Origin of the sequence: Streptosporangium amethystogenes, assembly GCF_000721075.1 — a bacterium.
Lineage (GTDB): Bacteria > Actinomycetota > Actinomycetes > Streptosporangiales > Streptosporangiaceae > Streptosporangium > Streptosporangium amethystogenes.
Window position 1 is genome coordinate 316652 of sequence record NZ_JOEQ01000004.1, and the last position, 14074, is coordinate 330725.

The following is a 14074-nucleotide window of genomic DNA, read 5'->3' on the forward strand; positions in this document are numbered from 1 at the left end:
AGTAAATCATTGGTTGAAGCACTTCACAAGCAAAGACGTTGTAGACCGTTGCGGCACAGTCAACTACTGTGGCCCAACATGGAGGAGTCCCAGGAGATCACCGTGAACGCGGGCGACATCGCCCGGCTTGCCGGGGTCGGCAGGGCAGCGGTGAGCAACTGGCGCCGCCGCCACGAGGACTTTCCCCAGCCGGTGGGCGGTACCACCTCCAGCCCGCTGTTCTCGCTGCCGGAGATCGCCGTGTGGCTGCGCGCGAACGGCAAATCCTTCGAGGTCTCGCTCGGCGACCTGGTCTGGCAGCGGATGCGCACCTCGGTCGACGACCTCAGACTGGGCGAACTGGTGGCCAAGGTCGGCGCGTTCCTGCTGTTCCTGCGCCGCGAGCCCACCGCCTGGCGTGATCATGGTACGAAGTCTCTCACCCGCATGGCCGAGGTGACGACCGATCTCCCCGGCTCCGCCGATCTTCGCCTGGACGATCTGGCCCTCGTCCGGCTGGTCGCCGAACTGGCCGCCGAACGTGACCCGCTGGAGGTCTTCGAGTTCCTGTGTGAGCGCTACGTCGAGGCGCACTCCCGCCAGCTCTCGGTCACCAGGGACGATGTGGCCGAGCTCATGGTCCGGCTGGTGGTGCGGGAGGGGGACGTCGTCCTGGACCCGGCATGCGGTGTCGGAACGCTGCTGCTGGGCGCGGACACCGTGACGCCCCGGCGGGGAGGCGCTTCGGACGGCGGGAAGACCATCCTGATGGGGCAGGAGATCAACGAGACGAACGCGCTGCTCAGCGCGGTTCGGGTGCTGCTGCGCGGGACCGAGGCGCGGATCGTCGCCGGTGATTCGCTCCGCGAGGACGGCCTGGCCGGCGACGTGGCCGACGCCGTGGTCTGCGACCCGCCGTTCAACGAACGGGTCTGGGGTCACGAGGAACTCGCCGGCGACCCACGCTGGGAGTACGGCCTGCCGCCGCGCGGTGAGTCCGAGCTCGCCTGGGTGCAGCACTGCCTCGCCCGCGTGCGGCCGGGCGGTCTGGTGGCGATCCTGATGCCCACCGCCGCCGCCAGCCGGCGCCCGGGCAAACGGATCCGCGGCAACCTGCTCCGGGCGGGAGCGCTGCGGGCGGTGGTGACGCTGGCGCCCGGCGGCCCCGACCTGTGGATACTCCGCAGGCCCGACGGCGGGCGCCCGCCGTCCCAGCTGCTGATGGTGGACGCCGGCGAGGACCTGTCGGTCGTGGAGCCCGTCTGGCGCGCGTACCTGGAGAACCCCGAGGCCGAGTTGTCCGGCGAGAGCCGCACGGTGCGCATCATCGACCTGCTCGACGACGAGGTCGACCTCGCCCCGGCCAGGCACCGCCCGCAGCACAGCGGCCTCGACTTCCCGCGAGACTTCACCGAGGCCTTGGCCGGCTTCATGGCGGTCTCGGCCACGCTGTCGGAGGCCACTCCCGCCCTGGAGCTGCTCGCCGAGCGGCAGGACCTGCCGACCACCACGGTCGGCGAGCTGGCCAAGGCGGGGCTGATCACGATCCTGCAGGCGCCGCCGAGGATGTCGGCGGACGAGGGGCCCCTCCCGGTGCTGACCGCCGACGACACCGCGGCGGGCGCCTCGCCCTCCGGCCGTACCACCCTCGACCCGACACTGATCATGATCAGGCCCGGCGACGTGGTGACCACGGTGCTCGGCGCGGTCAGGGTGATCACCCAGAGCGGCGCGGCACTCGGCCCGCAGCTCACGCTGTACCGGGTCGACCCGCAGCGGCTCGACTCCGGGTTCCTGGCCGGTTTCCTGCGCTCGGCCGACGCGGCCAGGGTCCATCCCAGTTCCAGCCGCCTCGACGTGCGGCGGGCGAGGGTTCCCATGCTGCCCCTGTCCGACCAGCGGATGTACGGAACGGCCTTCCGCGAGCTGTTCGAACTGGAGGACAGACTGCGCGAGACGAGGGCGCTGGGGGAAACGCTGATCCGGCTAGGCTTTGACGGACTGGTCGACGGCCATCTCCGGCCATGCGACCAAGGGGCGTGATGCCCGCACGTCCAGGGGAGGGTCGATGGTCATCGGCGACCGATACGTGCTCGACGACCTCCCTTTGGGCCAGGGGGGCATGGGGGCTGTCTACGGCGGCCACGACAGGCATCTCGACCGCAGGGTGGCCGTCAAGTTCCTGAGGTTCCTCACCGGCCCCGACGAGGAGCTGAAGCGGCGTTTCCTGCGCGAGGCCCGCATCCTGGCCAGGCTGGAGCACCCCGGCGCACCGGTCCTGTACGACTTCGGCACCTTCGACCAGCGGCTGTTCCAGGTGATGCAGTTCATCGAGGGCGTCACCGTGGCCGACCTGGTCAGCGAGCACGGCCCGCTCCCGGTGCCCTGGGCCGCGGCGATCGCCGCCCAGGCCTGCGCGGTGCTGACCGCGGCCCACGCGCTGTCCGTCTGCCATCGCGACCTGAAGCCGACCAACCTGATGCTCTGCCCCGATGGGAGCGTCAAGGTCCTCGACTTCGGTCTGGCCGTGCTCCGCGAGGCCGACTCGACGCAGTTCACCCGGGTCGGCCAGATTCTCGGCACCCCGTCGTACATGGCACCCGAGCAGATCCAGCGCGGCCTGTCCGGTCCCCGCAGCGACCTCTACGCCCTCGGGTGCGTGATCCACGAGATGCTGACGGGCCGCCAGCTGTTCACCGGCCCCACCGAGTACGCCGTGTTCGAGCGCCAGGTGAAGGAGCGGCCGCCCGAGGTTCCGGGGGTCCCCGCCGAGCTGAACCGCCTCGTCGCCGACCTGTTGGAGAAGGATCCCGACAACCGTCCCGCGGGCGCCGACGTCCTCTACGAGCGGCTGCAGCCCTTCGCGGTGGACCTGCCGATGCTCCCGGGCTTCCTGCACCCGTCGTCGGTGCCGAGCCCGGGCCGGATGTACGCGCGAATGGTCGGCCGGGTCCTGGCCTGACGGCCCCTGCCCGGCGGTCACCGCGCGACCGTCCCGGCGGGGGCGCGTCCTAGCGGTCGGCGGTCTCCCGGCCGGCCTCCGGTGTCCGGCAGCCGGAGACCTGCCCGTCCGGGACGTCCTGGGCGAGGGCGGCGGCCTCGATCTCGTGGGCGGCCCACTCGGCCCAGTCGCGCCGCATGGCGGTGACCCGCAGGCCCCACTCCAGGGCGAGCCGCCCGTAGACGGAGAACTGATCGTGGCCGTCGGCGATCGGGCGGGCCAGGTTGAGTCTCTCGTGCTCCTCGGCCGCCACGGCACCCTGCCGGGCAAGGTAGGCGCGCGCCTGGGCGGGCTCGACCACACCGAGGAAGAAGACCCGGAGCAGCATCTCGCTACGGCGGACCTGGTCGGGCTCGACCTCGGTCAGCCAGTGGCGCAGCTCGACCAGGCCGGGCTCGGTCAGCGCGTACTCCTTGCGACCTCGTGGCCCCTCGGCGACGACCTCGATCAACCCTGCGTCGGCGAGGCGGCCGAGCTCGCCGTAGAGCTGGCTCTGGGTGGCGGGCCAGACGTTGGCAAGCGAGACACCGAAGACTTTCATCAGGTCGTATCCGCTCGCCGGACCCTCGGAGAGCAGGCCGAGCAGCGCGTGTCGAAGGCTCATGACGGCATCTTACATTCCTCTATTGACATGTCATTCATAGAAGTTTTACCTTCGACATGTCACTAGTGGAATATCTAGGAGGGATCATGACCCCGTCCTATCTGCAGGGCGACCTCGCCCCGGTTCCCGATGAGATCGACGTCCACGATCTGACCGTCGAGGGGCTCCTCCCCGCCGAGCTGAGCGGACGCTACTTCCGCAACGGCCCCAACCCGCTGCCGGGGCAGGACCCCGGCCACTGGTTCGCCGGGCCCGGCATGATCCACGGTGTCCGCCTGCGCGACGGCCGCGCCGAGTGGTACCGCAACCGGTGGACGCGGACCACCGCGTTCACCGACGACGCCGAGTTCCTGGGCCCCTCCGGCATCGATCTGGCCGCCGTCAGCGCCAACACCAGCGTGATCCGGCACTCCGATCGGCTCCTCGCCCTGGTCGAGAACGGCCTGCCGTACGAGATCACCCCCGGGCTGGACACCGTCGGTGCCTGCGACTTCGGTGGCAGGCTGACCACGGCCATGACCGCCCACCCCAAGGAGGACCCGCGCACCGGCGAGCTGCTCTTCTTCGGCTACGGCTTCTTCCCGCCGTACCTCACCTACCATCGCCTGTCCGCCGGCGGCGAGCTGGTCGAGAGCCGGGAGATCGAGGTCCCGGGGCCGACCATGATGCACGACTTCGCGATCACCGAGAACCACGTGGTCTGGCTGGACCTGCCGGTGGTCTTCGACCTGGAGATGAGGAACCGCGGCATCCCCTACCGGTGGGACGACTCCTACGGCGCCCGGCTCGGCGTGATGGGACGCGCCGACGGGAAGGTGCGCTGGTTCGACGTCGATCCCTGCTACGTCTTCCACGTCGGCAACGCCCACGAGGACGCGCTGGGCCGGATCGTCCTCGACGCGATCCGCTACACCCCCGGCAGCTTCCAGAGCGTGTGGGAGAGGGTCAGCGGCGGCGTGGACCAGGTCCCCGGCCCCGGCGCCGGGGGGAACCCGGAGCAGGGGGCGACCCTGCACCGATGGACGCTCGACGCCGGAAGCGGTCTCTCCACAGAGGAGCGGCTCGACGACCGCGCCGTCGAGTTCCCCACGGTCAGCGGAGCGCGCACCGGGCTCTCCAGCCGCTACCTGTACACCGTGACCGAGCACGCGATCGTCAAGTACGACACGCAGACCGGCGCGAACGACGTCAGGGAGACCGGCGGCGCGACGGGTGAGGCGGTGTTCGTCCCGGCCGAGGGCGAGCGCGCCGAGGACGACGGCTGGCTGATGTCGGTCGTCACCGCGGGAGACGACTCGGCGCTGTGGGTGCTGGACGCCGGCACGCTGGAGTCCGTGGCGACGGTGCGGCTGCCACGCCGGGTGCCCACCGGCTTCCACGGCTCCTGGTTCGCCGACGTCTGAGCGCCTCCACGGTGCCCCATGGCCGGCGATCGGGGAGAATACGTCCCGTGGAAGGGCGATGGGTCGAGGTGGCGGACCGGGTGCTGGTGCGGCGGTACGCCGAGCTGGACCTGTCGGTGGGGCTGGTCGTGGGCGACGGTGGCTGCCTGGTGGTCGACACCCGGGGAGACGAGCGACAGGGGGCCGAGCTGGTCTCGGAGGTCAGGCGGGTGACATCCGCCCCGTGGGCGGTGGCGATCACCCACTCGCACTTCGACCACAGCTTCGGCACCAGGCCGTTCCTCGACTGCCCCGTCTGGGCGCACGAGGGCTGCCGGACCGACCTGGCCGACAACGGCCGCCGGGCCAGGGACGAGTGGGCACACCACTACCGGGATCTGGGCCGTGCGGACGTCGCCGACGACATCGCGAGCACCGAGATCACACTGCCGGACCACCTGGTGACCGGCCGGGCGGAGCTGGTCGTCGGCGGTCGCCCGGTCGTCCTGGCCCACCTCGGCCGCGGCCACTCCGGCAACGACCTGGTCGTCCACGTGCCGGACGCCCGCGTGGTCTTCGCCGGGGACCTGGTGGAGAACGGCGCCCCGCCCGCCTACGAGGACGCCTATCCCGTCGAATGGCCGGCCACCCTCGCCGGGCTGCTCGACCTCCTCGGCGACAGCGCCGGCAGTGGCGGCGTCGTCGTCCCCGGCCACGGCGACCCGGTCGGCCGCGCGTTCGCCGCGGCCCAGCACGCGGAGATCAGCGCGCTCGGCCGCCTGTGCGAGCGGGTGGCGGCGGGTCTGCTCTCCCCCGCCGACGCCGTGCGCCTGTCACCGTACCCGGAGGAGACCACCAGGACCGCCCTCGGCCGCCCCTGTTGAGCGCGGCTCAGATCTCCTCCTGGAGCCCGGCTGTCGGGTCGAGCTGGCGCGGCTGGCTCCCGATCCTCGGGTGATGCAGGTCGAAGGCCGGCCGCTCCGAGCGGATGGTCGGAATCGAGGTGAAGTTGTGCCGGGGCGGCGGGCAGGAGGTGGCCCACTCCAGCGAGTTGCCGAACCCCCACGGGTCGTCCACGGTCACCCTCCGGGCATGGCGCGCGGTGTACCAGAGGTTGTAGAGGAACGGCAGCGTGGAGGCGCCGAGCAGGAACGCACCGAGCGAGGAGACCAGGTTGAGCGTGGTGAACCCGTCGATCGGGCTGTAGTCGCCGTAGCGGCGCGGCATGCCCTGCGCGCCCAGCCAGTGCTGGACCAGGAAGGTGGCCTGGAAGCCGATGAACAGCATCCAGAAGTGCAGCTTGCCCAGCCCCTCGTGCAACATCTTGCCGGTCATCTTCGGCCACCAGAAGTAGAAGCCGGCGAACATCGCGAACACCACGGTGCCGAAGACCACGTAGTGGAAGTGCGCGACCACGAAGTACGAGTCGTGCACGTGGAAGTCCAGCGGTGGGGAGGCCAGGATGACCCCGGTCAGCCCGCCGAGCAGGAAGGTGACCAAAAATCCGACCGCGAACATCATCGGCGATTCCATCGATATATGCCCGCGCCACATGGTGCCGGCCCAGTTGAAGAACTTCACCCCCGTCGGGATGGCGATCAGGAACGACATGAAGGAGAAGAACGGCAGTAACACATGGCCGGTGGTGAACATGTGGTGCGCCCACACCGTCATCGACAGCCCCGCGATCGCGATGGTCGCGCCGACCAGGCCGATGTAGCCGAAGATCGGCTTGCGGCTGAAGACGGGGATCACCTCGCTGATGATGCCGAAGAACGGCAGCGCGATGATGTAGACCTCCGGATGGCCGAAGAACCAGAACAGGTGCTGCCAGAGCAGTGCTCCCCCGGTCTGCGAGTCATAGACGTGGGCGCCGTGCCTGCGGCTGGCCTCCAGGGCGAGCAGCGCGGCGGACAGTATCGGGAAGGCCATCAGCACCAGCAGGCCGGTCAGCAGCACGTTCCAGGTGAAGATCGGCATGCGGAACATCGTCATCCCGGGAGCCCGCATACAGATGATCGTGGTGATGAAGTTGACCGAGCCGAGGATCGTGCCGAGACCGGCCATCACCAGGCCCACGATCCACAGGTCACCGCCGACCTGCGGGGAGTGAGACGCCGTGGAGAGCGGCGTGTACGACGTCCAGCCGAAGTCGGCGGCACCGCCGGTGGTGAAAAAGCCGAACAGGACGATGACGCCGCCGAAGAGGAACAGCCAGTAGCTCAGCATGTTGAGCCGGGGGAACGCCACGTCGGGCGCTCCGATCTGCAGCGGCATGACCACGTTGGCGAACCCGGCGAACAGCGGGGTCGCGAACAGCAGCAGCATGGCCCCGCCGTGCATGGTGAACATCTGGTTGTACCGCTCCAGGCTCACCACCTGCATACCCGGCTGGATGAGCTCCGCCCGGATGATCATGGCCATGAGCCCGGCGAACATGAAGAAGACGAACGAGGTGATCATGTAAAGGTAACCGATCACCTTGTGGTCGGTGCTGGTCAGCCAGTTTACGACCAGTGAGCCCGGCGCTCGGTTGCGCGGCGCCAGTGGTGAGGTCAGCGGCTCCTCATGTGACTGCTCGGAGGTCGTCACAGCCCATCCCCTCGGGAGCCGGCTCGTCCACGAACCGGCCCATCCTCGAACCGGCGCGGCATCCGATCCCCGCCGCCTTCCATCCCGCCATCCCCAGGAAAAGCCGCTCCCACTCGCCCCCTTCCGCCATCTTGCCCGCGCGCTGACCTGGCGATTAATCGCCCTCATCCGGACCTCATCCCCCCCGTGTGGGCAACATCGGACCACCCGCCGTGCTTGACCCGGGAGCGAAAAGGGCACTCCGCTGGAATACGGAGCGTCGAAAGGAACAGCTCATGGACCAGCGACAGCGAGTCGTCGTGATCGGAGGAGGGTTCGCGGGCTTCACCGCGGTTCGCACCCTTTCCAGGATGGCGAAGGGCGCGATCGAGATCGTCCTGATCAACCCGACCGACTACTTCCTCTACCTGCCGTTGCTGCCCGAGGTCGCGGCGGGGATCCTCGACCCGCGCAAGGTGGCGATCCCGCTGGCCGGAAACCACCCCGGAGTGCGGCATCTGCTCGCCACCGCGGACACCGTCGACATCGAGGCGCGCCGCCTGAAGTGCACGGACGCCGAGGGCAACCCCCGCGAGCTGGGCTACGACCGCCTGGTGATCGCGGTCGGCAGCGTCAACAAGCTGCTTCCCATACCCGGCGTCGCCGAGCACGCCCACGGTTTCCGCAGCATCGCCGAGGCCCTCTACCTGCGCGACCACCTGATCCGCCAGATCGAGCTGGCCGCCACCTCCGAGTCCCCCGAGGAGCGCGGGGCCCGGTGCACCTTCGTCGTCGTGGGCGCCGGATACACCGGTACCGAGGTGGCGGCCCAGGGCCAGTTGCTCACCCTCGACACCCTCAGGAGGCTGCCGGAGCTGCGTGACCAGCCGGTCCGCTGGATCCTCGCCGACGTCGCGCCGCGCATCCTCCCCGAGCTCGACGAACGCCTGTCGCGGATCGCGCACCGGACGCTGTCGAAGCGGGGCGTGGAGATCCGCACCGGTACGAGCGTGGCCGAGGCGACGGCGGACGGCGTCGAACTCTCCGACGGGGAGTTCGTGGCGACCCGGTCGCTGATCTGGTGCGTCGGCGTGCGCCCCGACCCGATGGTGGAGGCACTGGGGCTGCCGACCGAGAAGGGGCGGCTGATCGTCGACGAGTACCTGCGGGTGCCCGGACATCCGGATATCTACGCCTGCGGCGATGCGGCCGCGGTGCCGGACCTCACCCGCCCGGGCGAGTACACCGCGATGACCGCCCAGCACGCCGGCCGCCAGGGCAGACGTGCCGCCCGCAACATCGCCGCCTCGTACGGTCACGGACGGCTCCGGCCGTACCGGCACAGCGACCTGGGGTTCGTCGTCGACCTGGGCGGGGCCGCCGCCGCCGCGGACCCGCTGGGCATGCCGCTGTCGGGCATGATCGCCAAGGCGGTGACCCGGGGTTACCACCTGCTGGCCGTCCCGCGCGGCCGGGCGCGCATCGCCGGGAGCTGGCTGCTGGACCTCGTGCTGCCTCGCCAGACCGTCCAGCTGGGCATGGTCAGCGGCGCGGAGGTCCCGCTCACCTCCGCCGCCCCCGAACGCCCACACGGCGTGAGCGCCCCGCAGCCTGAGCCGGCGCAGCGGGCCTGAGCGGGAGAAACGTAAAGGACGACGAGATCTTCGGCCCGGTCGGCGACGCCTTACCGGCTCGGGGTAAGGGGCCAGGTATGGCAGAAATCGGTTACACGATGATGTGCGAGCAGACACCCGCCAGACAGCTGGTCGAGGACGTCGTCACAGCCGAGCGGGTCGGCTTCGACTACGCGGTCATCTCCGACCACTACTTCCCGTGGCTGGAGGAGCTGGGGCACTCCCCGTACGCCTGGTCGGTGCTCGGTGCGGCCGCGCAGGCCACCGCGCGACTGCCCCTGATGACGTACGTGACCTGCCCGATCATGCGCTACCACCCGGCGGTGGTGGCGCAGAAGGCGGCGACCATGGGGGTGCTGAGCGAGGGCCGCTTCATGCTGGGACTGGGCGCGGGGGAGAACCTCAACGAGCACGTCATCGGGGAGGGCTGGCCGTCCGCCGACACCCGGCACCTGATGTTCAGGGAGGCCATACAGATCATCAGGGAGCTGTTCGAGGGCGAGTACGTCAACTACCGTGGCGAGTTCTTCGACGTCGACTCGGCCAGGCTGTTCGATCTGCCCGATCAGCCCGTCCCGCTGGCGATCGCCGCCTCCGGTGGCCGTTCGGGGAACATCGCCGCCGAACACGGGGACGCGCTGGTCGCGATCGACCCCGACGCGGACCTGGTGCGCGCGTTCGCCGACGCGGGTGGCGCGGGCAAGCCCGTCTACGGTCAGCTCGCGATCTGCTACGACCCCGACGTGGCGGCCGCCACGGAGCGGGCGCACCGGCTGTGGCGCTGGTCGACGGCCGGCTGGAAGGTCATGGCCGAGCTTCCCGGGCCCGTCAACTTCGCCGCCAGTGCCCAGACCGTGCGGCCGGAGGACATCGCGGCGAGGGTGCCGTGCGGTCCCGACGTGAACGCCGTGGTGGAGGCGGTGCGCGCCTACACCGACGCGGGTTTCACGCACATCGCCCTGGTCCAGATCGGCCACGAGCACCAGGGCATGTTCTTCGACTGGTCCGAGAAGGAACTGCTTCCCGCCCTGAGCCGCCTCTAGCGGCTCCCGGCCGGGTGATTCCCGGCGGGGAGCGGGCGGTCCAGGGGCCACACCGGATCTCCGGCGCACCCGGCGGCGAGACCGGTGCCCGGGGCCGCGCCGGCCCGATCCCCCCTTCGGAGGGAGCGACGACCAGGCGGTTTTGCAGCAGCGCACAGGAAAGGTTCACCCAGGTGAATGACGTGTGGGATCTGGCGGTCGTCGGCGGCGGGCCCGCGGGAGCGGCGGCCGCGCTGCGCGCGAGGCAGCTCCGGCCTGACGCGCGGGTGCTCCTGCTCGATCGGGCCGACTTCCCCCGCGACAAGGCCTGCGGCGACGGCATCGCCGCCCACTGCCGTGACGAACTCGCCCTGCTGGACATCCCCGACCTCATCGCCGACTACCGGCCGACGCGGCGCCTGGCGGTGGTCTCCCCCGGCGGCGCGCGTGTCTCGGCCACCTCCGCCCGGCCCAACCACGTCGTCCCCCGCCGGGTCTTCGACGCCCGCCTCGTCGAGGCCGCCCGTGCCCGCGGTGTCGAGGTCCGCCGCCACCAGGTCCGCTCGCTCGCCGTCCTCGACGGCCACATCGTCCTCGACGGCACCGTCACCGCCCGCGCCGTCGTCGCCGCCGACGGGGCCAACTCGACGATGCGACGCCTCGTCGGCGTCCCCCCCGCCCCCGACAGGCACACCGCGATCGCCGTACGCGGTTACGCCGACGTGCCCGCCGACGACGACGTGCAGTCCATCTTCATGCAGCAGGACGGATGGCCCGCGTACGCGTGGTCGTTCCCCATCGGCGACGGCACCGCCAACGTCGGCTTCGGGATGCTCCTGCCCAGGCTGCGCGCCACCGGCCTGCCGGGCCGCGAGGTGCTGCACGGCCGGCTCGCCGAACTGCTGCCCCGGCTGAGCGCCCACGACCTGCGCGCCCACCATCTGCCCCTGTCCCCGGGACGGCCGAAGCCGGGCTCCGGGCGGGTGATGCTCGCCGGTGACGCCGCCGGTCTCATCAACCCGCTCACCGGCGAGGGCATCTACTACGCCCTGGTCTCCGGCCGCCTGGCCGGCGAGGCGGCCGTGCGGGCCGCCGCCGACCCGCTGCCCGCCTACCGGCGCGAGCTGAAGAAGGCACTAGGGCGGCACCTGCGCACCACGGACGTGCTCGCCCTCGCCGCCCAGTCACCCGGCTTCATCGACGCGGCGATCGACACGGCCGCCCGCCGCAAGGAGGTGTTCGACCTGCTGGTCGACGTGGGCCTCGGCGCGGGCACCGTACCGCTCCCGCTGGCACTGGCCGTGGTCCGCCGCTGGCTCCTAAACGGTCTCCGGCGGCGCTGAACGACGCGGAGGAACGGCGGGACCGGATCACGCCGTTCCTCGCGGGATCATCCGCCGGCGATCACCTTGTCCGAGCCCAGCGCCTCGGCGCGGGTCTTGAGGGTGGTACGGAGCGACGTGGCGTCGGCCTCGACCTTGGCGGTGTCGGCGCCCTCGTTCAGCCGGTAGGACTTCACGATGTCGTCGAGCAGCGCGGTGGCGACCCCGCCTCCCAGGAGCTTCTGGTACAGGTTCCGGTACTGCTCCTCGTAGACCTTCTTGAAGGCGGGCGTCTTCAGGAACCTGTCCTTCAGCGCGTGGCCCATCCGCGGCCCGCCCATCGGACTGTTCTGACGGGCACCGCCCTCCCGACCGGCACCTCCCTGACCGGCACCGTCCTGCGGCTGCCCGCTCCGCGTCGGCTGGACCTGCGGCTGCGGCCCCTGGGTCGGCTGAACCTGGGCCGCCGCCCCCTGGGTCGGCTGAACCTGCGGCTGCCCGCTCCCGGTCGGCCGGGGCTGGGACTGGGACAGCGAGCCCTGGGCCGGCTGAGCCTGGGGCCCCGCCTCCCGCGTCGGGCCGCCCCTGCCGCCCCCCATACCGATCGTGTCGTTCGGCCCCGCCTTGGCGTTGCCGCTGAAGGCGAAGTTGAGGTCCCAGGCGATGACGGTGAACTTCTTGGTGTCCAGGTCGTACCACAGGTAGTAGTTACGCCCGGGACCGCTCATGTCGTCGAAGTTGACCATCAGGTTCTGCAGGACGAGATAGCGGGCGAAGGACTCCACGTCCACCCGGTCGGCCAGCCCGGCGGCGAACTCCTCGTCGGAGGCCTGCTCCACCCACTTGACCAGGTCGATGATCGGCTGCAGGTCCTTGCCTCCCACCTTGTTGACCTGCTTGAAGTCGGTGCCGTAGGCGGTCTGGTCCTCCCCCTTGTAGCTGAAGCCACTTGAGGCGAGCGACTTGTACAGCACGCCGTCACCGAGCCGCTCCGCGTACCCCTCGTCGAGATACTCCACCAGTAGACGGGGAGAGGAGGAGCGGCCGTTGACCGTGAACGAGCTGTAGGCGTACCGCTGGGTCGGCTCGCCGGCCGCGCCGACCAGCGAGATCGCCAGGGTCTCGTTCAGCAGGGTCGAGGACTGCCCGGTCGCGGGACGGACGGCCATCTGCGAGTGCCCCTGGTAACGGCGCCCCTCCACGAACTCGTCAAAGCTGATCAGCCAGGGCAGGTTCTCGGGTTCCTCCGCCTTGAGCGCGGTCATCGCACCGCCCGGCCCCCGGCCGGCCCCGTCTCCCCCGAGACCTTCCCGCTGCTCCCCGCCGGGAGGCTGGAAACCCTCGGGGACTTGGAAACCCTCGGGTGGCTGGAAACCCTCGGGGACTTGGAAACCCTCGGGAGGCTGGAAGTTCCCCGGGCGTCCGCCGCCACCGCCGGGACCTCCCCGGCCTGTGGTACGGGCCTTACCGTTCCAGGTCAGCCCACTCAGCGTGGAGTTGCCCTTCAGCCGGATGCCCACGCTCGGGATGGTGGTCCCGTCGATGACCAGGTCGGCCTCGACGTACTTCTTCTCCCCGTCCTTGAAGTACTCCTCCAGCATGTCCTGGTAGGCGCCGTCCTTGAAGGTGAGCTGGACGTTGTGCGAGCTCGCGGTGTCGAAGGCGTCCTTGGTGCCGGCGATGTCCTGGATGACCGTCCTGGCTTCGGCGACCTGCCCGGTGGTGATGTAGGGCCGGATCGTTCCGGTGCCGAAGCCCGCCCCCACCACCAGCAGGAACACGGCGAAGACGGCGACCACCCTCCAGTGGTGCCGGAGCCTGACCGGAATCCGGTGCCGCAGCCGCGGCCGGTTCGTCGGGATCGTCACGGCGGCCTACAGATCGGCCTGGTCGTACCCGGTCAGGACCGTGACCGGCTGGCCGCTGTTGCGCTCCCGCAGGGCCGAGATCAGGCTCGCGGGCTCGCCGCCCTTCTTGATCTTGACCGTGTACATCAGCTCGGTCAGCGCGCCGCCGCGGATCGACTCCATGCTCACCAGTTCGAACTCGTCGGTGTGCTGGATCAGCACGTCCTGGATCGTGTGGGTGTAGTCCTCGTCCGAGGGCACCTGGACCTTGACCACCTGGCGCTGGACGTTCAGGTGGAACCAGTTGAAACGACTCATGATCATGGTGACCAGCGAGATCGCCACGGCGGCGACGGCGGCCAGGACGTAGAAGCGGGTGCCCACGGCCATGCCGACGGCCATCACCAGGAAGATGAAGCCGACATCCCGGGTCTCCTTGATCGCGTTACGGAACCGGACCACGGAGAGCGCGCCGACCAGCGCGAACGCGCGCGCGATGTTGGAACCGACGACCAGCATGATCAGCGAGATGATCATGCCGAGGATGACCAGCGTCTGGACGTAGGACTGGCTGTAGGAGACGTTGCGGTGCGTCGCCCGGTACACCCAGCCGATCATCACGCTGAGCGCGAACGACAGCGACATCGCGATGGCGATGTCCATCACGCTGAAGGTGCCGGACAGGTCCTGGAAATCAAAGTTCATGGGGGTT

11 protein-coding genes are annotated in these 14074 nt (G+C 70.2%); 7 read left to right on the forward strand and 4 right to left on the reverse strand.

Annotated features, from left to right (window positions below):
- The first annotated feature begins 78 nt into the window (after positions 1-78).
- Together IG98_RS0106195 and IG98_RS0106200 are read left to right on the forward strand one after the other, a co-directional pair.
- On the forward strand, positions 79-2022 hold the full coding sequence (locus IG98_RS0106195) for an N-6 DNA methylase (RefSeq protein ID WP_030906787.1): 1944 nt from the start codon (positions 79-81) through the stop codon (positions 2020-2022).
- 25 nt (positions 2023-2047) lie between these two features.
- Entirely contained in the window at positions 2048-2941 is an 894-nt protein-coding gene (locus IG98_RS0106200) for a serine/threonine-protein kinase (protein ID WP_030906791.1), read from the forward strand.
- 49 nt (positions 2942-2990) lie between these two features.
- Here the strand turns inward: IG98_RS0106200 and IG98_RS0106205 are convergent, their stop codons facing one another.
- Positions 2991-3584, reverse strand: a complete 594-nt coding sequence (locus IG98_RS0106205; RefSeq protein ID WP_030906793.1) for a PadR family transcriptional regulator — start codon at positions 3582-3584, stop codon at positions 2991-2993.
- Positions 3585-3670: 86 nt separating this feature from the next.
- Here IG98_RS0106205 and IG98_RS0106210 point away from each other — a divergent pair, with 86 nt between their 5' ends.
- Together IG98_RS0106210 and IG98_RS0106215 are read left to right on the forward strand one after the other, a co-directional pair.
- Positions 3671-4987, forward strand: a complete 1317-nt coding sequence (locus IG98_RS0106210; protein ID WP_030906796.1) for a carotenoid oxygenase family protein — start codon at positions 3671-3673, stop codon at positions 4985-4987.
- 47 nt (positions 4988-5034) lie between these two features.
- The gene (locus IG98_RS0106215) at positions 5035-5850 is read left to right on the forward strand and encodes an MBL fold metallo-hydrolase (protein ID WP_037969456.1); all 816 of its coding nucleotides are present in this window, start codon (positions 5035-5037) and stop codon (positions 5848-5850) included.
- A gap of 7 nt (positions 5851-5857) precedes the next feature.
- Here IG98_RS0106215 and ctaD read toward each other — a convergent pair whose 3' ends face one another.
- A complete protein-coding gene (gene ctaD, locus IG98_RS0106220; RefSeq protein ID WP_157594177.1) occupies positions 5858-7558 on the reverse strand; it encodes an aa3-type cytochrome oxidase subunit I in 1701 nt (566 codons plus the stop codon).
- A 275-nt stretch (positions 7559-7833) separates the two neighbouring features.
- Between ctaD and IG98_RS0106230 the strand changes: the two genes are divergently transcribed.
- The 3 genes from IG98_RS0106230 to IG98_RS0106240 all read left to right on the forward strand — a co-directional run bounded on the left by IG98_RS0106230 (position 7834) and on the right by IG98_RS0106240 (position 11536).
- Complete coding sequence (locus IG98_RS0106230) at positions 7834-9171, forward strand: NAD(P)/FAD-dependent oxidoreductase (RefSeq protein ID WP_030906806.1); 1338 nt, start codon at positions 7834-7836, stop codon at positions 9169-9171.
- Between the two features lie 77 nt (positions 9172-9248).
- Positions 9249-10214, forward strand: coding sequence for a TIGR03557 family F420-dependent LLM class oxidoreductase (locus IG98_RS0106235; protein WP_030906809.1), 966 nt, complete (start codon positions 9249-9251; stop codon positions 10212-10214).
- Positions 10215-10387: 173 nt separating this feature from the next.
- A complete protein-coding gene (locus tag IG98_RS0106240) occupies positions 10388-11536 on the forward strand; it encodes an NAD(P)/FAD-dependent oxidoreductase (protein ID WP_037969458.1) in 1149 nt (382 codons plus the stop codon).
- Between the two features lie 47 nt (positions 11537-11583).
- Here IG98_RS0106240 and IG98_RS0106245 read toward each other — a convergent pair whose 3' ends face one another.
- Positions 11584-13383, reverse strand: a complete 1800-nt coding sequence (locus tag IG98_RS0106245) for a CotH kinase family protein (RefSeq protein WP_030906815.1) — start codon at positions 13381-13383, stop codon at positions 11584-11586.
- 6 nt (positions 13384-13389) lie between these two features.
- Positions 13390-14067, reverse strand: coding sequence for a DUF4956 domain-containing protein (locus IG98_RS0106250; protein ID WP_030906817.1), 678 nt, complete (start codon positions 14065-14067; stop codon positions 13390-13392).
- Positions 14068-14074 lie beyond the last annotated feature (7 nt).